This is a genomic window from Streptomyces sp. NPDC006925, from assembly GCF_042869575.1.
In the GTDB taxonomy this organism is placed as follows: Bacteria; Actinomycetota; Actinomycetes; order Streptomycetales; family Streptomycetaceae; genus Streptomyces.
Genome location: NZ_JBIAGB010000008.1, coordinates 92513 through 118106 on the forward strand (window position 1 = coordinate 92513; position 25594 = coordinate 118106).

General features: G+C 72.0%; 19 protein-coding genes. 7 read left to right on the forward strand and 12 right to left on the reverse strand.

Translation table 11 applies throughout. The features are described 5' to 3' along the window. Position 1: 1 nt before the first annotated feature. The 4 genes from tal to pgl are packed head-to-tail and all read left to right on the forward strand — an operon-like array spanning position 2 to position 4549. Entirely contained in the window at positions 2 to 1120 is a 1119-nt protein-coding gene (gene tal, locus ACFYNS_RS13740; protein WP_388602757.1) for a transaldolase, read from the forward strand. Between the two features lie 5 nt (positions 1121 to 1125). After that, complete coding sequence (gene zwf, locus ACFYNS_RS13745; RefSeq protein ID WP_360296879.1) at positions 1126 to 2661, forward strand: glucose-6-phosphate dehydrogenase; 1536 nt, start codon at positions 1126 to 1128, stop codon at positions 2659 to 2661. Continuing rightward, positions 2658 to 3776 (forward strand): glucose-6-phosphate dehydrogenase assembly protein OpcA, encoded by a 1119-nt coding sequence (opcA, locus tag ACFYNS_RS13750; RefSeq protein ID WP_360296876.1) that lies wholly within the window; start codon positions 2658 to 2660, stop codon positions 3774 to 3776. Before zwf ends, opcA begins: the two co-directional genes overlap by 4 nt. After that, entirely contained in the window at positions 3773 to 4549 is a 777-nt protein-coding gene (gene pgl, locus ACFYNS_RS13755; RefSeq protein ID WP_360296873.1) for a 6-phosphogluconolactonase, read from the forward strand. Before opcA ends, pgl begins: the two co-directional genes overlap by 4 nt. A 101-nt stretch (positions 4550 to 4650) precedes the next feature. Here pgl and pgi read toward each other — a convergent pair whose 3' ends face one another. The 12 genes from pgi to ACFYNS_RS13815 all read right to left on the reverse strand — a co-directional run bounded on the left by pgi (position 4651) and on the right by ACFYNS_RS13815 (position 17959). Continuing rightward, a complete protein-coding gene (pgi, locus tag ACFYNS_RS13760) occupies positions 4651 to 6306 on the reverse strand; it encodes a glucose-6-phosphate isomerase (RefSeq protein ID WP_388602760.1) in 1656 nt (551 codons plus the stop codon). Positions 6307 to 6983: 677 nt separating this feature from the next. Further along, on the reverse strand, positions 6984 to 7319 hold the full coding sequence (locus ACFYNS_RS13765; RefSeq protein WP_078565500.1) for an RNA polymerase-binding protein RbpA: 336 nt from the start codon (positions 7317 to 7319) through the stop codon (positions 6984 to 6986). A 232-nt stretch (positions 7320 to 7551) separates the two neighbouring features. Continuing rightward, a complete protein-coding gene (gene secG / locus ACFYNS_RS13770; RefSeq protein WP_074998704.1) occupies positions 7552 to 7782 on the reverse strand; it encodes a preprotein translocase subunit SecG in 231 nt (76 codons plus the stop codon). 146 nt (positions 7783 to 7928) lie between these two features. Then, positions 7929 to 8684, reverse strand: a complete 756-nt coding sequence (tpiA, locus tag ACFYNS_RS13775; protein ID WP_360293877.1) for a triose-phosphate isomerase — start codon at positions 8682 to 8684, stop codon at positions 7929 to 7931. A 126-nt stretch (positions 8685 to 8810) separates the two neighbouring features. After that, positions 8811 to 10022 (reverse strand): phosphoglycerate kinase, encoded by a 1212-nt coding sequence (locus tag ACFYNS_RS13780; protein ID WP_388602762.1) that lies wholly within the window; start codon positions 10020 to 10022, stop codon positions 8811 to 8813. Between the two features lie 117 nt (positions 10023 to 10139). Then, positions 10140 to 11144 carry a type I glyceraldehyde-3-phosphate dehydrogenase gene (gene gap, locus ACFYNS_RS13785; RefSeq protein WP_360293867.1) on the reverse strand — a complete coding sequence of 335 codons (1005 nt, stop codon included), beginning with the start codon at positions 11142 to 11144 and terminating at the stop codon, positions 10140 to 10142. Positions 11145 to 11354: 210 nt separating this feature from the next. Next, the gene (whiA, locus tag ACFYNS_RS13790) at positions 11355 to 12332 is read right to left on the reverse strand and encodes a DNA-binding protein WhiA (RefSeq protein WP_360293864.1); all 978 of its coding nucleotides are present in this window, start codon (positions 12330 to 12332) and stop codon (positions 11355 to 11357) included. Further along, complete coding sequence (yvcK, locus tag ACFYNS_RS13795; RefSeq protein WP_360293861.1) at positions 12323 to 13375, reverse strand: uridine diphosphate-N-acetylglucosamine-binding protein YvcK; 1053 nt, start codon at positions 13373 to 13375, stop codon at positions 12323 to 12325. The genes whiA and yvcK overlap by 10 nt, the downstream gene beginning before the upstream one ends. Positions 13376 to 13380: 5 nt before the next feature. Next, the gene (gene rapZ, locus ACFYNS_RS13800) at positions 13381 to 14322 is read right to left on the reverse strand and encodes an RNase adapter RapZ (RefSeq protein WP_074998124.1); all 942 of its coding nucleotides are present in this window, start codon (positions 14320 to 14322) and stop codon (positions 13381 to 13383) included. Between the two features lie 56 nt (positions 14323 to 14378). Continuing rightward, positions 14379 to 16475, reverse strand: coding sequence for an excinuclease ABC subunit UvrC (gene uvrC, locus ACFYNS_RS13805; RefSeq protein ID WP_360293858.1), 2097 nt, complete (start codon positions 16473 to 16475; stop codon positions 14379 to 14381). Between the two features lie 104 nt (positions 16476 to 16579). Continuing rightward, positions 16580 to 17236, reverse strand: coding sequence for an MBL fold metallo-hydrolase (locus ACFYNS_RS13810; protein WP_360293855.1), 657 nt, complete (start codon positions 17234 to 17236; stop codon positions 16580 to 16582). 9 nt (positions 17237 to 17245) lie between these two features. After that, positions 17246 to 17959, reverse strand: coding sequence for a maleylpyruvate isomerase family mycothiol-dependent enzyme (locus ACFYNS_RS13815; protein WP_360293853.1), 714 nt, complete (start codon positions 17957 to 17959; stop codon positions 17246 to 17248). 197 nt (positions 17960 to 18156) lie between these two features. Here ACFYNS_RS13815 and uvrA point away from each other — a divergent pair, with 197 nt between their 5' ends. From uvrA to ACFYNS_RS13830, 3 genes are all read left to right on the forward strand, one after another. Further along, a complete protein-coding gene (gene uvrA / locus ACFYNS_RS13820; protein ID WP_388602767.1) occupies positions 18157 to 21159 on the forward strand; it encodes an excinuclease ABC subunit UvrA in 3003 nt (1000 codons plus the stop codon). A gap of 67 nt (positions 21160 to 21226) precedes the next feature. Continuing rightward, on the forward strand, positions 21227 to 21658 hold the full coding sequence (locus ACFYNS_RS13825) for a Rieske (2Fe-2S) protein (RefSeq protein ID WP_388602769.1): 432 nt from the start codon (positions 21227 to 21229) through the stop codon (positions 21656 to 21658). A gap of 426 nt (positions 21659 to 22084) precedes the next feature. Beyond that, on the forward strand, positions 22085 to 25486 hold the full coding sequence (locus ACFYNS_RS13830; protein ID WP_388602771.1) for a phosphodiester glycosidase family protein: 3402 nt from the start codon (positions 22085 to 22087) through the stop codon (positions 25484 to 25486). Positions 25487 to 25594 lie beyond the last annotated feature (108 nt).

Sequence of the window (25594 nt, forward strand, 5' to 3'; positions counted from 1 at the left end):
CATGACAGACGCACTGAAGCGCCTCTCCGACGAAGGCGTCGCGATCTGGCTGGACGACCTGTCGCGCAAGCGCATCACGTCGGGCAACCTCGGCGAGCTGAAGGACGAGCAGCACGTGGTCGGTGTGACGACCAATCCGACCATCTTCCAGAAGGCGATCTCGGCGGGCGACGGCTACCAGCAGCAGGTCTCCGATCTGGCCGCCCGCCGCGTCTCGGTCGACGAGGCCGTCCGGATGATCACCACTGCGGACGTCCGCGACGCCGCCGACATCCTCCGCCCGGTCCACGAGGCGACCGGCGGCAAGGACGGCCGGGTCTCCATCGAGGTCGACCCGCGCCTGGCACACAACACGCAGGCCACCATCGCCGAGGCCCGGCAGCTCGCCTGGCTGGTGGACCGTCCGAACACGTTCATCAAGATCCCGGCCACCGAGGCCGGTCTCCCGGCCATCACCGAGACGATCGGCAAGGGCATCAGCGTCAACGTCACGCTGATCTTCTCGCTGGAGCGCTACCGCGCGGTCATGGAGGCCTACATGGCGGGCCTGGAGAAGGCCAAGGCGCTGGGCATCGACCTGTCGCAGATCCACTCCGTGGCCTCCTTCTTCGTCTCCCGCGTGGACACCGAGGTCGACAAGCGGCTGGCGGCGCTGGGCACGGACGAGGCCGCGGCGCTGAAGAGCAAGGCGGCCGTCGCCAACGCGCGGCTTGCCTACCAGGCGTACGAGGAGGTCGTCGCCTCCGACCGCTGGCAGGCGCTGGAGAAGGCCGGTGCCAACCAGCAGCGTCCGCTGTGGGCGTCGACCGGTGTGAAGGACCCCGAGCTGCCGGACACGCTGTACGTCACCGAACTGGTCGCGCCGAACACGGTCAACACCATGCCGGAGGCGACCCTGCAGGCCGTGGGCGACCACGGCGAGATCGGCGGCGACGCGGTCCGCGGCACCTACGAGGAGGCCCGGGCGGTGCTCGACGGCATCGCGAAGCTCGGCATCTCCTACGACGACGTCGTGGCGGTGCTGGAGGACGAGGGCGTCCAGAAGTTCGCGGACTCCTGGGACGACCTGCTCAAGTCCACCGAGGCCGAGCTGCAGCGCCTGGCCCCGAAGGAGGCGTAACCGAATTGAGCAGCGCGAGCGGCACAGCCAACCCGCTGCGTGACGCTCAGGACCGACGGCTCCCGCGCATCGCGGGGCCGTCGGGCCTGGTCATCTTCGGCGTCACGGGCGATTTGTCACGGAAAAAGCTGATGCCTGCGGTGTACGACCTCGCCAACCGCGGGCTTCTCCCACCGGGCTTCTCCCTCGTCGGTTTCGCCCGGCGCGACTGGGAGGACGAGGACTTCGCCCAGGTCGTGCACGACGCGGTCAAGGAGCACTCCCGCACCCCGTTCCGGGAGGAGGTCTGGCAGCAGCTGGCCCAGGGCATGCGGTTCGTCCCCGGCGAGTTCCACGACGACCAGGCGTTCGAGACCCTCCGGACCACCATCGACGAGCTGGACAAGTCCCGGGGCACCGGCGGCAACTTCGCCTTCTACCTCTCGGTACCGCCCAAGTTCTTCCCCACCGTGGTCTCCCAGCTCAAAAAGCACGGGCTCTCGGACGCCGGCCCCGACTCCTGGCGGCGCGCCGTCATCGAGAAGCCCTTCGGCCACGACCTGAAGTCGGCGCAGGAGCTGAACGCCGTCATCCACGAGGTCTTCCGGGCCAGCGAGGTCTTCCGGATCGACCACTACCTCGGCAAGGAGACGGTCCAGAACATCCTGGCCCTGCGCTTCGCCAACACGCTGTTCGAACCGCTGTGGAACCGCAGCTACGTCGACCACGTGCAGATCACCATGGCCGAGGACATCGGGATCGGGGGCCGGGCCGGCTACTACGACGGCATCGGCTCGGCCCGGGACGTCATCCAGAACCACCTGCTGCAACTGCTCGCCCTGACCGCCATGGAGGAGCCCACCTCCTTCGACGCCAAGGCGCTGCTGACCGAGAAGCTGAAGGTGCTCAACTCGGTGCGGCTGCCGAAGGACCTGGGCAAGCACACCGTGCGCGGCCAGTACGCGGCGGGCTGGCAGGGCGGCGAGAAGGTGCCCGGCTATCTCGACGAGGACGGGATCGACCCGCACTCGAAGACGGACACCTACGCGGCGATCAAACTGGAGATCGACAACCGGCGCTGGGCCGGGGTGCCGTTCTATCTGCGCACGGGCAAGCGCCTGGGCCGCCGCGTCACCGAGATCGCGGTGATGTTCCAGCGGGCGCCGCACTCCCCCTTCGACGCCACCGACACCCAGGAACTGGGCCAGAACGCGCTGGTCATCCGCGTCCAGCCGGACGAGGGCGTGACCATCCGCTTCGGCTCCAAGGTGCCCGGCACCCAGATGGAGATCCGGGACGTGACCATGGACTTCGCCTACGGCGAGTCCTTCACCGAGTCCAGCCCGGAGGCGTACGAACGCCTCATCCTGGACGTCCTGCTGGGCGACGCGAACCTCTTCCCCCGGCACCAGGAGGTCGAACGCTCCTGGGAGATCCTCGACCCCGTCGAGGAGTACTGGGACAAACACGGCAAGCCCGAGCAGTATCCCGCCGGGACCTGGGGCCCCCAGGCCGCCGACGAGATGCTCGCACGCGACGGACGGATTTGGCGGCGGCCATGAACATCGATCTGACGGACACCACGTCCAGCCGCATCAACGCCGAACTGGTCAAGGCGCGCCGCTCCCTCGGCTCGCCCGCCATGGGCATGGTGCTGACCCTCGTCATCGTCACCGACGAGGGGAACCACTACGACGCGCTCAAGGCTGCCAGCGGCGCCTCCAAGGAGCATCCCTCGCGGATCCTCGTCGTCGTCCGCCGCCCCGGCCGCTCCCCGCGCGACCGGGCGCAGCACCGGCTCGACGCGGAGGTCCGGGTCGGCGGCGACGCGCGTGAGGCGGGCTCCGGAGAAACGATCATTCTGCGGCTGCACGGCGAACTGGCCTCGCACGCCCACAGCGTGGTGCTGCCGCTGCTGCTGCCGGACGCCCCGGTCGTCGTGTGGTGGCCCGAGGACGCGCCAGAGAACCCGTCCGAGGACCCGCTGGGCAAGCTGGCCCAGCGGCGCATCACCGACGCCGCCGCGACCGAGGACCCGGTCGGCGCGCTCAGCCTGCGCGCCAGCACCTACGCGCCGGGCGACACCGACCTGTCCTGGACCCGGATCACACCCTGGCGCAGCATGCTCGCCGCCTCGGTGGACCAGAAGCAGCTCACCATCAAGTCGGCCGTCGTCGAGGGCGAGGAGTACAACCCCTCCAGCGAACTGCTCGCCCTCTGGCTCGCCGAGCGACTGCGGATCCCGGTCGAGCGCCGGATCTCCGAGGGCCCCGGCATCACGGGCGTGCAGCTGGAGACGGGCGAGGGCCAGATCTGCCTCGACCGGGCCAACGGCGCACTCGCCGAACTCGCCGTCCCGGGACAGCCCGACCGGCACGTAGCCCTCCAGCGGCGCAGCACGGCCGAGCTGCTCGCCGAGGAACTGCGGCGGCTCGACCCGGACGAGGCGTACGCCGAAGCCATCCACTTCGGCGTCAACCGGATCTCCGGCCCGGATCCGGCGCATCCCACCCCCTCCGCACCGGCTCCCGCACCGGCCGAGGCCCGGAAGAAGCCCGCTGCCGCGGGCACCGCGGCCGGCGTGGAGAAGAACGCCCGGAAAGCGGCCGGCGGCAAGCGCGGGAGCGCCGCGGCGCAGCCGGCCCCGTCCCGGTCCGCGGGGAAGGCGGAGTCATGACGGGCGCCCGCGAAGTGGTCGTGCACGCCGACAAGGACGAACTGGCCCGGTCCGCGGCTGCCCGGCTGGCCGGTCGCCTGGCCGACGCGCAGGCCGCGCACGGGACCGCGTCGGTGGTGCTGACCGGGGGCCGGAACGGCAACGGGCTGCTGGCCGCGCTCGCCGACTCGCCCGAGGCGCGCGCCCGGCTGGACTGGTCGCGGCTGGACGTGTGGTGGGGAGACGAGCGCTTCCTTCCCGAGGGGCATCCGGACCGCAACCACACCCAGGCCCGGGAGGCGCTGCTGGACGCGCTGCCGCTGGACCCGGCGCGGGTGCATGTGATGCCACCCTCCGACAGCCGGTACGCGGGGGATGCCGAAGCCGCGGCGGAGGCGTACGCGACCGAGCTCGCGGCCGCGGCGGGTGCCGACCCGACCGTGCGGGTCCCGGTGTTCGACGTGCTGCTGCTCGGCGTCGGGCCCGACACGCATGTCGCCTCGCTCTTCCCGGAGCACCCCGCGCTGCGGGAGACCGAGCGCACGGTCGTCGGCGTGCACGGGGCGCCCAAGCCGCCGCCCACCCGGTTGTCGCTGACGCTGCCCGCGATCCGTGCCGCTGAGGAGGTGTGGCTGCTCGCGGCCGGCGACGACAAGGCCGACGCGGTCGCCCTCGCCCTCGCCGCGGAACCCGGACCGCTCCAGGCGCCGGCCGCCGCGGCGTACGGGCGCTCGCGGACGCTGTGGCTGCTGGACGAGGCGGCAGCCGCCGCCCTCCCGGCGACGGGAGCCTGACCTCCTACCGGGTAATCGTCGCAGGGGCCCGCCTCCGGGAGGCGGGCCCCTGCGGTGTGCGCGGGGCTTTCACACCGGGGTCGCCCGGTCGAGCGCGCGGCTCAGGGAGTGCGGCCCCGCAGCGACCGGTAGCGGGCGACCAGCGCGGAGGTGGAGGCGTCCAGGCCCGGCACCTGCGCACCTTCGGTCAGGGCGGGTTCGAGGCGCTTGGCGAGCGCCTTGCCCAGCTCGACGCCCCACTGGTCGAAGGAGTCGATGTCCCAGATCGCGCCCTGGACGAAGACCTTGTGCTCGTAGAGCGCGATCAGCTGGCCGAGCACGGACGGGGTCAGCGCGGTGGCCAGGATGGTGGTCGTGGGCCGGTTCCCGGGGAACGTACGGTGCGGGACCTGCGCCTCGGGCACGCCTTCGGCGCGCACCTCGTCCGCGGTCCTGCCGAAGGCCAGCGCCTGGCCCTGCGCGAAGAGGTTCGCCATCAGCAGGTCGTGCTGGCCGCGCAGGCCGCCGAGTTCGGCCACCGGCTCGGCGAAGCCCAGCAGGTCGGCGGGGATCATCTTGGTGCCCTGGTGCAGGAGCTGGTAGTAGGCGTGCTGGCCGTTGGTGCCGGGTGTGCCCCACACGACGGGGCCGGTCTGCCAGTCGACCGGCCCGCCCTCGCGGGTGGTCGACTTGCCGTTGGACTCCATGTCCAACTGCTGCAGGTAGGCGGTGAACTGGGACAGATAGTGACTGTAGGGCAGTACGGCGTGCGACTGGGCGTCGTGGAAGTTGCCGTACCAGATGCCCAGCAGGCCGAGCAGCATGGGCGCGTTGGCCTCCAGGGGGGCGGAGCGGAAGTGCTCGTCCATGAGGTGGAAGCCGGCCAGCATGTCGCCGAAGCACTCCGGTCCGATGGCCACCATGAGGGAGAGGCCGATGGCCGAGTCGTAGGAGTAGCGGCCTCCGACCCAGTCCCAGAACTCGAACATGTTGTCGGTGTTGATGCCGAACTCGGCGACCTTCTCGGCGTTCGTGGAGACGGCCACGAAGTGCTGCGCGACGGCGGAGCGGTCCCCTCCGAGACCGGCCAGCAGCCACTCCCGGGCCGCCTCGGCGTTGGTGATGGTCTCCACGGTGGTGAAGGTCTTGGAGGCGACGACGAAGAGCGTCCGGGCCGGGTCCAGGTCCCGGACGGCCTCGTGCAGGTCCGCGCCGTCCACGTTGGAGACGAAGCGGAAGGTCATGTCGCGGCGGGTGTAGGGGCGCAGTGCCTCGTAGGCCATCTTGGGGCCGAGGTCGGAGCCGCCGATGCCGATGTTGACGACGTTCTCGATCCGCTCGCCGGTGTGGCCGCGCCAGTGGCCCTCGCGGATCTTGTTGGCGAAGGTGCCCATCTTGATGAGGACTTGGTGCACCTTGCCCATCACGTTCTCGCCGTCCACCCGGACGGTGGCCGACTCCGGGGTGCGCAGCGCCGTGTGCAGCACGGCGCGGTCCTCGGTGACGTTGATCTTCTCGCCCTCGAACATCGCGTCCCGCAGCCGCGTCACGCCCGCGGCCTCGGCAAGCTGCCGCAGCAGCCGCAGCGTCTCGTCGGTGACCAGGTGCTTGGAGTAGTCGATGGACAGGTCGCCGACGCGTACGGCGTACCGCTCGGCACGCTCCGGATCGTCCTCGAAGAGCTGCCGCAGGTGAGTGCCCCGGAACGCGCCGCGGTGCCGGGACAGCGCCTGCCACTCGGGCAGCTGATCGGGTCGGGTGCGGCCTTCAGCGTTCATCGCATCTCCTCTGGGTCGTCCCGCCCGTCGGGAGCGGGGAAGGATCGGGCTCCTGCCCGAGCGGCGGGGAACCGGTTCACCGGCGGAGTGACCCGTTTCGCCCCGCAGCCCGCAGTGAGCCGGGAGCCGGCATGTTCGGTTGTGCGAGGTGGCGACCGCCCGGCTGCCGCGGGCACCCCGCGCCGGGCTCCGGCCGGCGGCGGCGCGGCCTCCGGGCCTCGCCGCGCCGGGCGGCCCCGCGCTCCGCGTCGACGTGCGGACGGCGGCGGCCGCGGTCGGCGGGCGGGCCCGGACAGCGAGCGCACCGCGGCCGGCAGCGGGCAGAGGCGGTCACGAAATGTCCCGGGCCGGGGGCCGGTTCGCCTCCCGCGAGCGGCGCGCGGGCCGCGGAACCCGGCGGGAGAGGCGACCGCCGCACTCCGGCATCGGGAGCCGCGCCCGCGGCGCGCTCCGGGACCGAGCGAAACCGGCCCATTCCGCTCCTCTCGCCACGAACCCCGCCGCCCCAAACCTAGACGATGGACGGCTCGGCAACGCACCGCCCCTCGGTGCGTTGCCGAGCCGTCCATCGTTCGGTGTCCTGGCAGCGTCGGCCCAGCCGTCCGGCACCCGGCCGGCGGCGGCCTCGCGGTGTCACAGGCCCCGGGTCCCTCCCCGGGTCACCGGGGCCGGGTCCGTCAGACCTCGCCCCTGAGCTTGGCGAGTGCCTCGGCGAGGATGGCCTCGCCGTCCGCGTCGCTGCGCCGCTCCCGGACATAGGCGAGGTGGGTCTTGTACGGCTCGGTGCGCGGCGGGTCCGGGGGGTTGTCCGGGTCCTTCCCGGCGGGGAAGCCGCAGCGGGGGCAGTCCCAGGTCTCCGGGATCTGCGCGTCGCTGGCGAAGCTCGGCTGGGTCTCGTGCCCGTTGGAGCACCAGAAGGGGATGCGGAGGCGGGGCGCGGAATCGCCTCGCTCGGCCTCTCCCATGGGGCCCGCTCCGACCCGGCTGCCCCGGATCGCGTTGCCACTTGCCACGGTCGTAACTCCCTGCCTCACGGTGCCACGGAGCGTCGGCACTGCGCGCTCCGCTGCGGGCGCCCTAGTGTACGTAGGGCCCAACGCGCGCCCGGGGACCGGAGTTACTGCGTCGGTACCGGACGCGGGCCCTCATGATAGGCAGGGGGTACGACACCCTGTCAGCCGTCGTGCAGGCGGCATCTGGGAATCGGGGGCAGGGGGCCGGGGCGGTGCCGCGGCGTGCTGCGGCTCAGTTGTTGAACTTCATCAGCAGGCCGAGCACGACGATGAGGGCGAACCACACCAGGCCGACGACGACCGTGATCCGGTCGAGGTTGCGCTCGGCGACCGACGAGCCGCCGACGGAGGACTGCATACCGCCACCGAACATGTCGGAGAGGCCGCCCCCCTTGCCCTTGTGCATCAGCACCAGCAGCAACAGCAGGGCGCTGAAGACGATGAGGGCGATTGAGAACCCCATGACCACGGCTGGACCAACTCTCTCGGATCGTGGCTGGACACTTGACGTTACGAACGCTTGCGGGGACCGGAGCGCAGGTCCGGTCCCCGCAAGACTACGACGGGCGACGGCCCGGCGTCACACGCCGCGGGTCGCCCGCGGACGGATCACTGGTCGCGGAAGCGGACGATCCTGACGAACTCGTCCGTGTCCAGCGAGGCCCCGCCGACCAGCGCACCGTCGATGTCGGGCTGCGCCATGATCTTGGCGACGTTGCCGGCCTTGACGGAGCCGCCGTACTGGATGCGCACCTGCTGGGCCGTCTCGTCGTCATACAGCTCCACGAGCCGGCTGCGGATCGCACCGCAGACCTCCTGGGCGTCCTCCTCGCCGCAGACCTTGCCGGTGCCGATGGCCCAGACCGGTTCGTAGGCGATGACCAGCCCGGCCGCGGCCTCGGCCGGGACGTCCTGGAGGGCGCCGTCGAGCTGGCCGAGGGTGTGCGCGACGTGGTGGCCCGCCTCGCGGACGGCCAGTTCCTCGCCGACGCAGACGATCGGGGTCAGCCCGTGCTTGAGCGCGGCCTTCACCTTGGCGTTGACCAGCGGCTCGTCCTCACCATGGTACTGGCGGCGCTCCGAGTGGCCGATGGTGACGAAGGTGCAGTTGAGCTTCGCCAGCATCGGGCCGGAGATCTCACCGGTGTGGGCCCCGGAGTCGTGCGCGGACAGGTCCTGCGCGCCGTACCGGATGCGCAGCTTGTCGCCGTCGACCAGCGTCTGCACCGACCGCAGGTCGGTGAAGGGCGGCAGGACCGCGACCTCCACGGCCTCGTAGTCCTTGTCCGTCAGCGCGAAGGCGAGCTTCTGCACATGGGCGATGGCCTCGAGGTGGTTGAGGTTCATCTTCCAGTTGCCCGCCATCAGCGGGGTGCGGGTGGGCGGTGTCGTCATGCCCTTCCTTCCATGTTCGCTTCTCCGCTCGCGCGGCGCGGTGCCAGTCTCGTAGTTGCCCGCGGCCCGGCAGCCGCGCGTGCGACGCCCACGGCGTCAGTCCTCCAGTGCGGCCAGGCCGGGAAGCGTCTTGCCCTCGAGGTACTCGAGGCTGGCGCCGCCACCGGTCGAGATGTGTCCGAACGCATTCTCGTCGAAACCGAGCTGACGCACCGCGGCGGCACTGTCACCGCCGCCGACGACGGTGAAGGCCGGGGAGTCGAGCAGACCCTGCGCGACGGCCTTGGTGCCCTCGGCGAAGTCCGGGTGCTCGAAGACACCCATCGGACCGTTCCAGAAGACGGTGGCTGCGTCGGCGAGCTTCGCGGCGTAGAGCTTACGGCTCTCCGGGCCGATGTCCAGCCCCTCCAGCCCGGCCGGGATGGCGTCCGCCGCCACCACCTCCGGGTCGGCCGGCGCCTTGGTCTTCAGGTCGGGGAACTCCGCGGCCGCCAGCACGTCCACCGGCAGCACGAACTCCACGCCCAGCTCCTCGGCGCGCTCCAGATAGCCCTTGACCGCCGGGATCTGGTCCTCCTGCAGCAGCGACCTGCCGACCTCGTACCCCTGGGCCTTGAGGAAGGTGTAGGCCATTCCGCCGCCGATCAGCAGCCGGTCGGCCTTGCTCAGCAGATGGTCGATGACGCCGAGCTTGTCGGAGACCTTGGCGCCGCCCAGGACCACGGCGTAGGGCCGCTCGACGTCCTGGGTGAGCTTCCGCAGCACCCCCACCTCGGTGGCGATCAGATACCCGGCGGCGTGCGGGAGGCGGGCCGGCAGGTCGTAGACGGAGGCGTGCTTGCGGTGCACGGCGCCGAACCCGTCCCCCACGTACGCGTCCGCGAGCGCGGCCAGCTCGTCGGCGAAGGCACCCCGCTGGGCGTCGTCCTTGCTCGTCTCGCCGGGGTTGAAGCGGAGGTTCTCCAGCAGCGTGACCTCGCCGTCGGCGGTCCCGCCGACGGTGGCCTTCGCGCTGTCCCCCACCGTGTCGGCCGCGAAGGCGACCCGGGTGCCGAGGAGTTCACCGAGCCGCGCGGCGACCGGCGCCAGCGAGAACTGCGGGTCCGGGGCGCCCTTGGGGCGCCCCAGGTGGGAGGCTACGACCACGCGCGCACCGCTCTCGGTGAGCTTCCGGATCGTGGGGACGGCGGCCCGGATCCGGCCGTCGTCGGTGATGGTGTCGCCGTCGAGCGGGACGTTGAGGTCGGCGCGGACGAAGACCCGCTTGCCGGACACGCCTTCGCCGACGAGTTCGTCGATCGTCTTCATGGATGGCTCCTGTCGTGGGCCCGGGGCACCGGCCCCGGGAGTGCACTGCGCACGAGGCATGGGACAGGGCCCGTGCGGGGTGCACGAGCCCTGTCCGTCACCTCGGTACGCCCGGGTTCAGAGCTGGGAGCCGACGTAGCTGGTGAGGTCGACCAGCCGGTTGGAGTAGCCCCACTCGTTGTCGTACCAACCGATGATCTTGGCCTGATTGCCGTCGACCATGGTGAGCGAGGCGTCGAAGGTGCAGGACGGCGGCTGGTTGACGATGTCCGAGGAGACGATCTGGTCCTCGGTGTAGTCGACGATGCCCTGCAGCCGGCCGTCGGCGGCCTTCTTGAAGGCGGCGTTGACCTCGTCCTTGGTGGTCTCGCGCTTGAGGTCGAGCACCAGGTCGATGACCGAGCCGGTGGGGACCGGCACGCGCATGGAGATGCCGTCCAGCCGGCCCTTGAGGTGCGGGAGGACCAGCGCGGTGGCCTTCGCGGCACCGGTGGTGGTCGGAATGATGTTCTCCGCGGCGGCCCGGGCGCGGCGCAGGTCCTTGTGCGGGAAGTCCAGGATGCGCTGGTCGTTGGTGTAGGCGTGCACCGTGGTCATCAGACCGCGCTCGATGCCGAAGCTCTCGTCCATGATCTTGGCCATCGGCGCCACGCAGTTGGTGGTGCAGGAGGCATTGGAGATCACGTCGTGCCGGGCGGGGTCGTACTTGTCCTCGTTGACGCCCATCACCACGGTGATGTCCTCCTCCTTGGCCGGAGCCGAGATGAGGACCTTCTTCGCACCCGCGGAAAGGTGCTTGGCGGCGTCGTCGCGCTTGGTGAAGATACCGGTGGACTCGATCACGATGTCGGCGCCCAGCTCGCCCCACGGAAGGTTGGCCGGGTCCTTCTCCGCCATCGTCTTGAAGGTCTGCTTGCCGACCGTGATGGTGTCCTCGGTGTGGCCGACCTCGTAAGGCAGACGGCCGAGAACACTGTCGTACTTGAGCAGATGCACCAGTGTGGCGTTGTCGGTCAGGTCGTTGACACCCACGATCTGGATGTCCGCACCCTGGTCCAGCATGGCGCGGAAGTAGTTACGACCGATACGGCCGAAGCCGTTGATGCCTACGCGGATCGTCACGAACCGATCTCCTCGCTAGGTACGCCGGTCAGGAAACCGGCGAGGGCTGTTTGGGATGTCCCCGACCGACTCCGACCCTACCTCTCCGGCAGGGCGGAACTCACATCGGCCGCACGGACCGGAAACCGCCTGAACCCGCCGCTCAGTCGAGCATTTTCCCGCTCGTCGGACGAGTTTTCCACGCCACTCAGACGAGCATTTCCCCGCTCATCAGCCAACCATTTCTTCGGTCAGATTCGATTCCGTTCCCGGAATTCCAAGATCCTGCGCACGCTTGTCCGCCATGGCCAGCAGCCGCCGGATCCGCCCGGCCACCGCGTCCTTGGTCAGCGGCGGGTCGGCGAGGGCGCCCAGCTCCTCCAGCGACGCCTGCTTGTGGTCCATCCGCAGCCGCCCCGCGGCGGCCAGATGCTCGGGGACCTCCTCGCCGAGGATCTCCAGCGCCCGCTGCACCCGGGCACCGGCGGCGACCGCGGCACGCGCCGAGCGGCGCAGGTTGGCGTCGTCGAAGTTGGCGAGCCGGTTCGCGGTGGCCCGCACCTCGCGGCGCATCCGGCGCTCCTCCCACGCCAGTACCGACTCATGGGCGCCGAGTCGCGTCAACAGCGCGCCGATCGCGTCACCGTCCCGGACGACGACCCGGTCCACCCCGCGCACCTCGCGCGCCTTGGCGGCGATCTGCAGCCTGCGGGCCGCGCCGACGAGGGCCAGCGCCGCCTCCGGGCCGGGGCAGGTGACCTCCAGCGAGGAGCTGCGCCCCGGCTCGGTCAGCGACCCGTGCGCCAGGAACGCGCCGCGCCAGGCGGCCTCCGCGTCGCAGGTGGCGCCCGAGACCACCTGCGGGGGCAGCCCTCTGATCGGGCGCCCGCGGCTGTCGACGAGCCCGGTCTGCCGGGCGAGCTGGTCACCGCCGGCAACCACCCGGACGACGTAGCGGCTGTTGCGCCGGAGCCCGCTGGGGGCCATCACCACCAGGTCGGAGGAGTGCCCGAAGATCTCCAGGATGTCCTTGCGCAGCCGCCGGGCGGCGATCCCGGTGTCCAGCTCCGCCTCGATCACGATCCGCCCGCTCACCAGGTGCAGCCCACCCGCGAAGCGCAGGATCGACGAGACCTCTGACTTCCGGCAGCAGGTCCGGGTGACGGGGAGCCGGGAGATCTCGTCCTTCACCGCAGGCGTCATCGCCATGGGCCGATCCTTCCATGCATCCGAAAAATACGGTCGTACGCGGCGGCCAGCAGCTCCGGGTCGTGCCGGGGAGTCCCCTCCCCGGACTCCGTCCGGCCGGCGCCCCCGGCTGCCGCTACGGGCGCCAGCTCGACCCTCCCGCCGAGCTGATCGGCGGCCTCGCTCAGGGAGTCCTGGTCGGGCACGGCATCCTGGTCGGCCAGCACCACGTCGAAGGTGAGTTTAGGGGCGTGTCGCCCCAAAACCTCCAAATGACGCTGCGGGGAAAAGCCATCCGTTTCTCCCGGCTGCGGAGCGAGGTTGAGTGAGAGGACCTTTCGGGCCTTCGTCTCGGTCAGCGCCTCCAGCAGCTCCGGCACCAGCAGGTGCGGGATGACGGAGGAGAACCAGGAGCCGGGCCCCAGGACCACCCAGTCGGCGTCCAGCACCGCGCGGACGGCCTCGGACACGGCCGGCGGGTCGCTGGGGACCAGGTGCACCTCCTGGACCTCGCCGCGGGTGAGCGCGACGGTGGCCTGGCCCCGTACGATCGACAGCTCATCGGGGCGCGCGGGGTCATGGCCGCGCACGCTGGCGCGCAACTCCAGCGGCACGGCGGACATCGGCAGCACCCGGCCGTGCGCACCCAGCAGCTTGCCGACCAGGTCGAGCGCCTGTACGTGGTCGCCGAGCTGCTCCCACAGCGCGACGATCAGCAGATTGCCGACCGCGTGCTCGTGCAGGTCGCCGCGGCTCTCGAAGCGGTGCTGGACGACCTGGGCCCAGGTGCGGCCCCACTCGTCGTCGCCGCACAGCGCCGCGAGCGCCTTGCGCAGGTCCCCGGGGGGCAGCACCCCCAGCTCGTCGCGGAGCCGCCCGCTGGAGCCGCCGTCGTCGGCGACGGTGACCACCGCCGTGAGGTCGCCGGTGATCCGGCGCAGCGCCGTCAGCGAGGCCGACAGGCCCATGCCGCCGCCGAGCGCCACCACCTTGGGCTGCTGGGAGCTCAGACCGCGCAGCGTCGCACGCCGCCCCACCAGATGCCGCAGGCTCCTCCGGGCCATGGGCGTCACTCACGCCCCATGTCGCGGTGGACGACCACCGTCTCCACGCCCCCGTCGGAGAGTCTGCGGGCGAGCTTCTCGGACATGGCGACGCTGCGGTGCTTGCCGCCGGTGCAGCCGACGGCCACGGTGACATACCGCTTGCCCTCCCTGCGGTAGCCCGCCGCGATCAGCTGCAGCAACTCGGTGTAGCGATCCAGGAACTCCTTGGCACCGGGCTGGTTGAAGACGTAGTTGGAGACCTCCTCGCTGGTGCCCGTGTAGGGGCGCAGCTCGGGGACCCAGTGCGGGTTGGGCAGGAAGCGGCAGTCGACCACCAGGTCGGCGTCCACCGGCAGACCGTACTTGTAGCCGAAGGACATGACCGTGGCACGCAGTTCGGGCTCCTCCTCGCCCGCGAACCGCGCGTCCAGCTTGGCGCGCAGCTCGTGCACGTTGAGGCCGGAGGTGTCGATCACCAGATCGGCGTCGCCGCGCAGCTCGCGCAGCAGGTCGCGCTCGGCCGCGATGCCGTCCACGATGCGCCCGTCGCCCTGGAGCGGGTGCGGGCGGCGCACCGACTCGAAGCGGCGCACCAGGGCCTCGTCCGACGCCTCCAGGAAGACGACCCGCCGGGAGACGTGGTAGGCCGCCAGATCGGCCAGGGCGCCCTTGAGGTTGTCGAAGAAGTTGCGGCCGCGCACGTCGACCACGACGGCGATCCGCGCCACATTTCCCTGGGAGCGGGCCCCGAGCTCGACCATCGTGGGGATCAGCTCGGGCGGCAGGTTGTCGACGACGAACCAGCCGAGATCCTCCAGGCATTTGGCTGCGGTGCTGCGGCCGGCGCCCGACATCCCGGAGATGATCACCAGCTCCGGGATGGTCGCGCCCGCCTCCTCCGGCTGGGCCGGGTCGAGGGTACTCACCACTGCTCCGTCTCCGCGCTGCTCGCGTTCCGCGCTCATGCTGTCATCCCCCGATGTGTCGATCTTCGTATCGATGGCGGTCTCGGCGCCACATTTCACTCATCTTCAACGATCTCACCGGTCGCGGTGTTCACGGCCGGGCCGGTGGCGGCGCCGGAGAGCGCCGCGGCCACGGTCTCCGCCGTCTTCCGGCCCACCCCCGGGACCTCGGAGATCTCCTCCACCGAGGCCGCCCGCAGCTTCTTGACCGAGCCGAAGTGCTTGAGCAGGGCCTTCTTGCGGGTCTCGCCCAGTCCGGGGACGGCGTCCAGCGGGCTGCCGCGCAGCCGCTTGCCGCGCTTGCCGCGCTGGTAGCGGATCGCGAAGCGGTGCGCCTCGTCGCGGACGCGCTGCAGCAGGTAGAGGCCCTCGCTGCTGCGCGGCAGCACCACCGGGTCGCTCTCGCCCGGCAGCCAGACCTCCTCCAGCCGCTTGGCCAGGCCGCAGACGGCGACGTCGTCGATGCCGAGTTCGTCCAGTGCCGCCTGTGCGGCCGCCACCTGCGGCCGGCCACCGTCGACCACGATCAGTTGCGGAGGGTAGGCGAACTTCTTGGGGCGGCCGTCCTCGTCCCGGCCGGCCCCCCGGGCCGGCTGCCGCGCGGCGGTCGGCTCCGCTCCCCCGGGCGGCTCGCTCCCGGACGGCTCCGGGGCGGGCCCGGGCGGCTCCGGGGCGGGCCCGGACTCCAGCTCGCCGCCGAGCTCCTCGTCCGGCCACTCGCCGGTGCGCTGCTTCTCCACCAGGTAGCGGCGGAAGCGGCGGCTGACGACCTCGTGCATGGCGCGCACGTCGTCCTGGCCCGCGAAGGACTTGATCTGGAAGCGGCGGTACTCGCTCTTCCGCGCCAGCCCGTCCTCGAAGACCACCATGGAGGCCACCACGTCGTCGCCCTGCAGATGCGAGATGTCGAAGCACTCGACGCGCAGCGGCGCCGAGTCCAGGTCGAGCGCCTCGGCGATCTCCTCCAGGGCCCGCGAGCGGGTGGTCAGGTCCGAAGCGCGCTTGGTCTTGTGCAGCACCAGGGCGTGCTGCGCGTTGCGGTCGACCGTCTCCATCAGGGCCCGCTTGTCGCCGCGCTGCGGCACCCGCAGGCTCACCTGCGCCCCCCGGCGCTCGGAGAGCCACTGCGCTATCGGTCCGGCCGGCTCGGGCAGCGCCGGGACCAGCACCTCCTTGGGCACCCCGCCGCTGCCGCCGCCGGTGGCCGCGTCCCCCTGCTCGGCGCCGTAGAGCTGCTGCAGCGCGTGTTCGACCAGCTCGGCGGTGCCGACGGCCTCGACCTTGTCGGTGACCCAGCCGCGCTGGCCGCGCACCCGGCCGCCGCGGACGTGGAAGATCTGGACGGCCGCCTCCAGCTCGTCCTCGGCCACCGCGATCAGGTCGGCGTCGGTGGCGTCGGCGAGCACGACCGCGTTCTTCTCCATGGCGCGCTTGAGCGCGTCGATGTCGTCGCGCAGCCGCGCCGCCCGCTCGTACTCCAGCTCCTCGGCCGCCGCCTGCATCTCCCGCTCCAGGCGGCGCAGGTGGGATCCGGTGTGCCCGGCCATGAAGTCGCAGAACTCCTCGGCGAGTTCGCGGTGCTCCTCGGGGGTGATCCGGCCCACGCAGGGCGCCGAGCACTTGCCGATGTAGCCGAGCAGACAGGGCCGGCCGATCTGCGCCGACCGCTTGAAGACGCCCGCCGAACAGGTGCGCACGGGGAACACCCGCAGCATCAGGTCGACCGTCTCGCGGATGGCCCAGGCCTGCCCGTACGGGCCGAAGTAGCGCACGCCCTTCTTCTTGGGGCCGCGCATCACCTGGACGCGGGGGAACTCCTCGTTCATCGTCACCGCGAGCGACGGATAGCTCTTGTCGTCGCGGTACTTGACGTTGAACCGGGGGGCGAACTCCTGGATCCAGGTGTACTCGAGCTGGAGGGCCTCCACCTCGGTGCCGACCACCGTCCACTCGACGGAGGCGGCCGTCGTGACCATCGTGCGGGTGCGCGGGTGCAGCCCGGCGAGGTCCTGGAAGTAGTTGTTGAGCCGCTGGCGCAGGCTCTTGGCCTTGCCGACGTAGATCACCCGGCGGTGCTCGTCGCGGAAGCGGTAGACCCCGGGCGAGTCGGGGATCTCTCCCGGTTTCGGACGGTAGGTGGAGGGGTCTGCCATGTGACCCACCCTACTGGCGCCGGGTGACAGCGATCAGCGCGCGGCCGCCGGGGACGGGCGTGCGGCGGCGGTGCCGGGCGCGCGTCCCGGCACCGCCGCGCGGGCTACCAGCCGCGCTCGCGCCACTCGGCCAGGTGCGGGCGCTCGGCGCCCAGCGTCGTGTCCCCGCCGTGGCCGGGGTAGACCCAGGTCTCGTCGGGGAGTCGGTCGAACAGCTTGGTCTCCACGTCGTCGATGAGCTGGACGAAGTGGTCGGCGTCGCCGAAGGTGTTGCCCACCCCGCCGGGGAAGAGGCAGTCGCCGGTGAACAGGTGCGGGTGACCGCTCGGGTCGTCGTAGACCAGGGCGATCGAGCCGGGGGTGTGCCCGGTCAGATGGCGCGCCGTCAGCTCGACCCCGCCCACCCGCAGCGTGTCGCCGTCCTCCAGCGGCACGTCCGTGGGGACCGGGATGCCCTCCGCGTCGTACCGTCCGGCGCAGGTGCGGGCTCCGGTGGCGTCCACCACCTCCGCGAGCGCCTGCCAGTGGTCGCCGTGCCGGTGTGTGGTGACGACGGAGGCGATGCCGTCGTCACCGATGAGCTCCAGCAGGGTGCCCGCGTCGTTCGCGGCGTCGATCAGGAGCTGCTCGCCGGTGGCCCGGCAGCGCAGCAGGTACGCGTTGTTGTCCATGGGGCCGACGGCGACCTTGGAGATCATCAGGTCCCGCAGCTCGTGCACGTCCGCGGGGCCGCCGACCTGTACCGTTCCGCTGTAAGGCATGCGCCAACCCTAGAGTGCGGGCAGTGCGGGCAGCGAACCCCGCGCCGAGAGGCCGCTGCCGTTCGTCCGGCCGGTCAGCCAGCCGACCAGCGCGACGGGGCTCCCGGCGACGACGAAGGGGCCCTCGGCGCCCGGTTCCGCGGCGCCGGTGCGCCAGCTCCTGCCGTCCTCCGCGCGCAGCTCGACGGCGACGGGGATGTCGGGGTGCCCGGCGAAGCGGCGCGCCATGTTGGCCAGCTCGCGGTCCACGAAGGCGCCCGGCAGATCCTCCAGCGTGTAGCCGACCCCGAGGTCCACGTGGTGCAGCTCGACCTCGATCCAGCGGCGGAAGGGCAGCGAGGAGGCGAGGTCCGTCACACCGTTGCGGAGGGTGACGGTGCGGTTCCACTCCTCGTCGCCGAGGGCCGCGAAGGCCCGCTCCAGGCGGGCCGCGCTGGTGCGCACGTCGTCGGCGAGCGCGTCGGGGGAGCGGCCGGCCCCGTGCGCGATGTCCGCGTCGCGGGCCTCGGCACTGGCGTACATGGGTTCGCCCGCCAGCACGTTGACGAGGGCGTCGGCGTTCCGGGCGAGGTGGGTGAGCACGTGGGCGCGGGTCCAGCCGGGGAGGTGGGAGGGCTCGGCCGCCTCGGCCGCCGTCAGCCCGGCGGCGGCGGCGAGCAGGTGGCCGGTCGCGCTCCGCAGGAGTTCGGTGTCGTGGACGGGCGTGGTCGCAGGCGTGGTCATGATCCAAAGCTACTGGCGTCCCTCGTTCGAGGGGAAGACAGCCGGATCCGCCGCGATTCGAATGAACGTGCTATATGGTCGAGCCCGGCTCCCGAACCCGAGGCGAACGACACTCCGGGCGGCGCCGTCCTACTCTTGGTCGGGGACTCCCGCTCGACGCGGGCTCCCCGCCTCCCACACGAAAGGTGCCAACAGGCGTGGCCGACCGTCTTCTCGTCCGTGGCGCTCGCGAGCACAACCTCCGCAACGTCTCGATAGACCTCCCCCGCGACTCGCTCATCGTCTTCACGGGGCTCTCGGGCTCGGGCAAGTCCTCGCTCGCCTTCGACACGATCTTCGCGGAGGGCCAGCGGCGCTACGTGGAGTCGCTCTCCGCCTACGCACGGCAATTCCTCGGGCAGATGGACAAGCCCGACGTGGACTTCATCGAAGGGCTCTCCCCCGCCGTCTCCATCGACCAGAAGTCGACCTCGCGCAACCCGCGGTCGACGGTCGGCACCATCACCGAGGTCTACGACTACCTGCGGCTGCTCTACGCCCGCATCGGCAAGCCGCACTGCCCCGTCTGCGGCCGTCCGATCGCCCGCCAGTCGCCGCAGGCCATCGTGGACAAGGTGCTCGGCCTGGAGGAGGGCAGCCGCTTCCAGGTGCTCTCCCCGCTGGTGCGCGAGCGCAAGGGCGAGTTCGTCGACCTCTTCAACGAGCTGCAGACCAAGGGCTACAGCCGCGCCCGGGTCGACGGGCGGACCGTCCAGCTGTCCGAGCCGCCGAAGCTGAAGAAGCAGGAGAAGCACACGATCGAGGTGGTCGTCGACCGCCTGACCGTCAAGGGCAGCGCCAAGCGGCGGCTCACCGATTCGGTGGAGACGGCTCTCGGCCTCTCCGGCGGCATGATCATCCTCGACTTCGTCGACCTGGAGCCGGACGACCCGCAGCGCGAGCGGATGTACTCCGAGCACCTGTACTGCCCCTACGACGACCTCTCCTTCGAGGAGCTGGAGCCGCGCTCCTTCTCCTTCAACTCACCCTTCGGCGCCTGCCAGGTGTGCACCGGCATCGGCACCCGGATGGAGGTCGACCCGGAACTGATCGTCCCCGACGAGGACAAGTCGCTGGACGAGGGCGCGCTGCACCCGTGGTCGCACGGCCACACCAAGGAGTACTTCGGCCGGCTGATCGGCGCGCTGGCCGACGCGCTCGGCTTCCGTACCGACATCCCGTGGGCGGGCCTACCGGCCCGCGCCAAGAAGGCCCTGCTGCACGGCCACAAGACCCAGGTCGAGGTCCGGTACCGCAACCGGTACGGCCGCGAGCGCGCCTACACGACCGCCTTCGAGGGCGTGGTGCCGTTCGTGAAGCGCCGGCACTCCGAGGCGGAGACCGACAGCAGCCGGGAGCGCTTCGAGGGCTACATGCGCGAGGTGAACTGCCCCGCCTGCGAGGGCACCCGGCTCAAGCCGCTGGTGCTGGCCGTCACCGTGCAGAACAAGTCCATCGCGGAGGTCTCCGCGATGTCGATCACCGAGTGCGCCGACTTCCTGCGCGAGCTGACGCTGACCGGGCGCGACAAGCAGATCGCCGAGCGGGTGCTCAAGGAGGTCAATGAGCGGCTGCGCTTCCTGGTGGACGTCGGCCTGGACTACCTGACGCTCAACCGGGCCGCCGGCACCCTCTCGGGCGGGGAGGCACAGCGCATCCGGCTCGCCACCCAGATCGGCTCCGGGCTGGTCGGGGTGCTGTACGTGCTGGACGAGCCGTCCATCGGGCTGCACCAGCGCGACAACCACCGGCTGATCGAGACCCTGGTGCGGCTGCGCGACCTGGGCAACACCCTCATCGTCGTCGAGCACGACGAGGACACCATCAAGGCGGCCGACTGGGTGGTGGACATCGGTCCGGGCGCGGGCGAGCACGGCGGCAAGGTGGTGCACAGCGGCCCGTTGAAGGAGCTGCTGGCCAACGAGGACTCCGTGACGGGCGATTACCTGACCGGCAAGCGCGAGATCCCCACCCCCGACGTGCGCCGCCCCGCCGACTCCGCACGGCAGTTGACCGTCCGCGGGGCACGGGAGAACAACCTGCGCAACGTGGACGTCTCCTTCCCGCTCGGCGTGCTGACCGCCATCACGGGCGTGTCGGGCTCCGGGAAGTCGACGCTGGTCAATGACATCCTCTACACGCATCTCGCCCGCGAGCTCAACGGCGCCAAGGCGGTGCCCGGCCGGCACACCCGGGTCGAGGGCGACGACCTCGTGGACAAGGTCGTGCACGTCGACCAGTCGCCCATCGGCCGTACCCCGCGTTCCAACCCGGCCACCTACACCGGCGTCTTCGACCACGTGCGCAAGCTGTTCGCCGAGACGACCGAGGCGAAGGTGCGCGGCTACCAGCAGGGCCGGTTCTCCTTCAACGTCAAGGGCGGCCGCTGCGAGAACTGCGCCGGCGACGGCACCATCAAGATCGAGATGAACTTCCTGCCGGACGTGTACGTCCCCTGCGAGGTCTGCCACGGTGCGCGCTACAACCGGGAGACCCTGGAGGTGCATTTCAAGGGCAAGAACATCGCCGAGGTCCTGGACATGCCGATCGAGCAGGCCCTGGACTTCTTCGAGGCGGTGCCCGGCATCGCCCGGCATCTGCGGACGCTCAACGACGTCGGCCTGGGCTACGTGCGGCTCGGGCAGTCCGCACCGACCCTCTCGGGCGGTGAGGCGCAGCGGGTGAAGCTCGCCAGCGAGCTGCAGAAGCGCTCCACGGGACGTACCGTCTACGTCCTGGACGAGCCGACGACCGGCCTCCACTTCGAGGACATCAGGAAGCTGATCGGCGTCCTGGAGGGCCTGGTGGACAAGGGCAACTCGGTGATGGTGATCGAGCACAACCTCGATGTCATCAAGACCGCGGACTGGGTCGTCGACCTCGGCCCGGAGGGCGGCAACGGCGGCGGCCTGGTGGTCGCCGAGGGCACCCCGGAGCAGGTCGCGGCAGAGCCCGCCAGCCACACCGGGAAGTTCCTCCGCGACGTGCTGGGCGACCGCGTCAGCGACGCGTCCGCCCCGGTGCGGCCCGCGGCGGGGAAGGCGCCCGCGAAGAAGACGGCCGCCAAGAAGGCCCCCGCGAAGAAGGCCGCGGCCAAGAAGGCGCCCGCGAAGAAGACCGCGGCGGGGGCCACCGCCGGAAAGGCCGCCCGCAAGCGCTGACCCGGCGCACTGCCCTGACCCGTGCGTAGCGCCGGTCAGGTGCGCGGGGCGGCGGGCCGGACGTAGAGTGCGGCGCGTGACGACGAGCAAGGAATCGCCGGCCACGCGCCGCACCGTACTGTGCGGGGCCGCGCTGGCCGCGCTGGGACTGACCACCGCCGGGTGCGGCGGTGACTCCGGGAAGAACACGTCGGGGTCCGCCCCCGACGAGCCGGTCGAGCTGGGCGACGCGGAAGCCGTGCCGGTGGGCGGCGCGAAGCTGTACGCCGAGCAGAAGGTGCTGGTCGCCCAGCCCGAGAAGGGCGACTTCAAAGGATTCAGCGCGATCTGCACCCATCAGGGCAGCGTCCTGGGCGAGATCGACGGCGAGATGGCGGTCTGCCCGCTGCACGGGAGCCGCTTCCGCGTGGACTCGGGGAAGGTCGCGCAGGGTCCCGCCACCGAGGCGCTGCCGGCGGTACCGGTGAAGGTGGAGCAGGGGAAGCTCGTCGCGGGCTGAGACGCTCGCGGCGAGAGCGCGCTCCGGTCCGGGATGCCCGGTCCGGGGACGGCGGGCCACGCCCGGTACGAGGCCACGCCCGGTACGAGGCCACGCCCGGTACGAGGCCACGCCCGGTACGAGGCCACGCCCGGTACGAGGCCACGCCCGGTGCGGACCGCACCGGGCGCCCTGCGGCCGGCAGCGGTCGGCAGCAGCCCGAAGTCGGACGGTCCGCCGCTCCGCCGGGCGTGCCTGCCCTGCGGCCAACCGGTGGAAGATACGCAGCGTTTCCCCCGACTTCGCTCCGGACCTCTGGTGTAGACCGGTCCCCCTTGGGACCCTGTGCGGCACTGTGCGCAGAAAGTGCCGAGAACACTGGTCTTTGTGGGGGACGTTGTGAGACAGGTCCACGCTCGCGCAAGACTCGCCGCTCCGCTGCTCCCGGTGGCGACCGCCGCCGCGCTGCTGGCCGGCCTGCTGTCGGCCGGTACGGCCCGGGCCGCGGTGGAGCAGCACACGCCCCGGCCGGCCGCGGCCGACAGCGCCGGAGACCGGGCCGCCCCCGGGCCGGCCGGCGACGGCATGGAACTCTCCCGCACCACCCGGCCCCTCGCGCCGGGTGCGCAGCTCACCTCCTTCGACCGGCTCGAACCGGACAGCTGGCTGCGTGCGGACGCGCTCACCCTCGACCTGGGCCGGGCCCGGACGGGTACGAGTGCCGACTACCTCTCCTCCGGCAAGGTCACCGAACGCCGGACGGTCGGCGACCTCGCTGCGGAGCACGATCCCGGACCGGGACGCCGCACCATCGCGGCGCTCAACGCCGACTTCTTCGACATCAACGAGACCGGCGCCCCGCTCGGCCCCGGCGTCCGCGACGGCCGGCCCGTCCACTCCCCCGCGCCCGGGGTCTCCGAGGCGGTCGGCATCGGGCCGGACGCGGCGGGCCGCATCCTGGACCTGTACTTCGAGGGCACGGTCACCCTCCCGGCGGGCGACGTACCGCTCGGTGGCCGGGACGCCGCCGATGTCGCCGAGGACGGCATCGGGCTGTACGACGCGGACTGGGGCGGTGCCGACCGGGCGCTGACGGTCGACCAGGATCCCGAGGTCACCGAGGTGGCCGTGCGGGACGGCGACGTCACCTCGGTGGCCCGGAAGCCCGGCAAGGGCGAGATCCCGGAGGGGGTGAACGTCCTGCTGGGCCGGGGCGACGGCGCCGAGCGGCTCGCCGCGCTGCACCCGGGCGACCCGGTCGAGGTGGCCTACCGGATGCGCACCGACGACGGCTCCCCGCTGCCGCGCACGGCAGTCGGCGGACGCGGCGTGCTGGTCGAGGACGGTACCCCGCAGGACTGGGACGGCAGGCCGAACAACACGGCGGCGCCGCGCACCGCCGTGGGCTTCTCCAAAGACGGCGGCACGATGCACGTGCTGACGGTGGACGGCAGGCAGGCGGCCTCGGGCGGGGTGACGCTGACCGAACTCGCCCGGATGATGAAGAAGCTGGGCGCCTACAACGCCCTCAACCTGGACGGCGGCGGCTCCTCCACGCTGCTGGCCCGGAAGCCGGGCGGCACCGCTCTCCGCTTGGAGAACGCGCCCTCCGACGGCGAGCAGCGGGAGGTCGCGGACGCGCTGGCGCTGACGGCGCCGAAGGGTTCTGGGCGGCTGTCCGGATTCTGGGTGGAGACGGCCCTGGATTCGCGCGAGGCGGCCACGGCGGACAGCATGCCGGGCGGCCACCCCGACCGCGTCTTCCCCGGGCTGACGCGGGTGTTGACCGCCGCCCCGTACGACGAGACCTACGGCCCGGCACGAGGCGCGCCGGGCCCCCGGTGGCGGACGGCGCGGCCGGACGTCGGCCGGGTGGACGCGCAGGGCGTCTTCCGGGCCCGCCGAACGGGCAGCACCTCGGTCACCGCTCGGGCCGGCGCCGCCGAGGGCACCACGAAGCTGCGGGTCCTGGGGCCGCTGGACCGGGTACGCGCCACGACGGACCGGGTGGGTCTGGCCGACGGCGGCGCCAGCGGGTCCTTCGGGCTGGTCGGATACGACGCGCAGGGCAACAGCGCACCCGTCGAGCCCGCGGACGCGCAGCTGTCCTACGACCACGCGCTCTTCTCGGTCACCGCGGACGAGGACGCCGCCGACGGCAGGTTCACCGTCACGACCCGCTCCGGGCAGGAGTCCGCGTCCGGCACGGTGACCGTCACCGTGCGGGGGCACACGACCCGGCTGGCCGTCACCGTGGGGCTGCGGGAGCAGCCGGTGGCCGACTTCGGCGACGCGTCCGACTGGACGTTCAGCGCGGCCCGGGCCGCCGGCTCGGTGGCCCCCGAACCGGGCGGCAAGGACGGCGGTGGGCTCAAGCTCAGCTACGACTTCACCCACTCGACGGCCACCCGTGCCGCCTACGCGAACCCGCCCGCGGAGCGGGAGATCCCCGGGCAGCCGCGCAGCTTCACCCTGTGGATCAGAGGGGACGGTTCGGGTGCCTGGCCCTCGCTGCACCTCAAGGACGCGGCGGGCACCGACCAGGTGCTGCGCGGCCCGCTGGTGGAGTGGCGGGACTGGCGCCAGGTCACCTTCGAGGTCCCCGAAGGCGTGGCGTATCCGCTCACGCTGCGCCGCTTCTACCTGGCCGAGACCCGGCCCACCGCGCAGTACGAGGGTTCGGTGGTGCTGGACGAACTGGTCGCCAGGACGCCGCCGGACATCGACCTGCCGGAGGCCGGGCGCCCGCACGATCCGCTGATCTCCACGGCCGCCGACACCGCCGGGCGCGACTGGCGGTTCGCGGTGATGTCGGACGCGCAGTTCGTCGCGCGCGATCCGGACAGCGAGGCCGTGCAGCAGGCACGCCGGACCCTGCGCGAGATCCGCGCCGCCCGGCCCGACTTCCTGCTCGTCGACGGGGATCTGGTGGACGAGGGCACCCCGGCGGACCTGGCGTTCGCGCGCACGGTGCTGGAGGAGGAGTTGGGGGACGCGGTCGACTGGTACTACGTGCCGGGGAACCACGAGGTGATGGGCGGTTCGATCGACCACTTCGTCCAGGAGTTCGGGCCCGCGCAGCGCACGTTCGACCACCGCGGCACCCGGTTCATCACGCTGGACACCTCGTCGCTGACGGTGCGGGGCGGCGGCTTTGCCCAGTTCCAGGAGCTGCGCCGGCAGTTGGACGAGGCCGCCCGGGACCGCGGCATCGACTCCGTCGCCGTCGTCGAGCACGTACCGCCCCGCGATCCCACCCCGGCGCGGGCCAGCCAGCTCACGGACCGGATGGAGGCCGATCTGCTGGAGGGCTGGCTGGCCGACTTCCGGGCCCGTTCGGGCAAGGGCGCGGCCCTGGTGGCGGGGCATGTCGGCGTCTTCGACGCCTCCCGGGTGGACGGGGTCCCGTATCTGGTGAACGGGAACGCGGCCAAGGCTCCGGCCGCTCCGCCGGGCGCGGGCGGCTTCACCGGCTGGTCGCTGCTGGGTGTGGACCAGGGCCGGCAGCGCGACGGGGACTGGCTCTCGGTGCAGACCCGCGCCCACGTGGACGCGCTGCTGCTGGACGCGCCCGAGCGACTCACGGTGGGCGGGCGGGCCACCGCGTCGGCGACCGTGCGGCAGGGCAGCGGGCCGACAGCACGCCGGGTTCCGGTCGGCTGGCCGGTGAGCGCGGACTGGCCCGGCTCACGGGGGCTGTGCGTGAAGGGCGCGGTGCCCCGCGGACGCTGTGTGGCCTCCTACGATCCGGCGGACGGCACCCTGACCGGGCGCAGGCCGGGCACGGTCACCCTTGCGGTGCTGGTCAACGGGGAGCGTGCCGCACAGCGGGTGACCGTCAGCCGCTGATGCGGCGGGTCGCCGGCCGTCGGCGCCGGGCGCGGTCCCGGCCCCGCCCCCTACCGGAAGGAGTGGTGGGGCGGGGCCGGGGGACGGGGGCTCCGGGCGCTGCCGGAG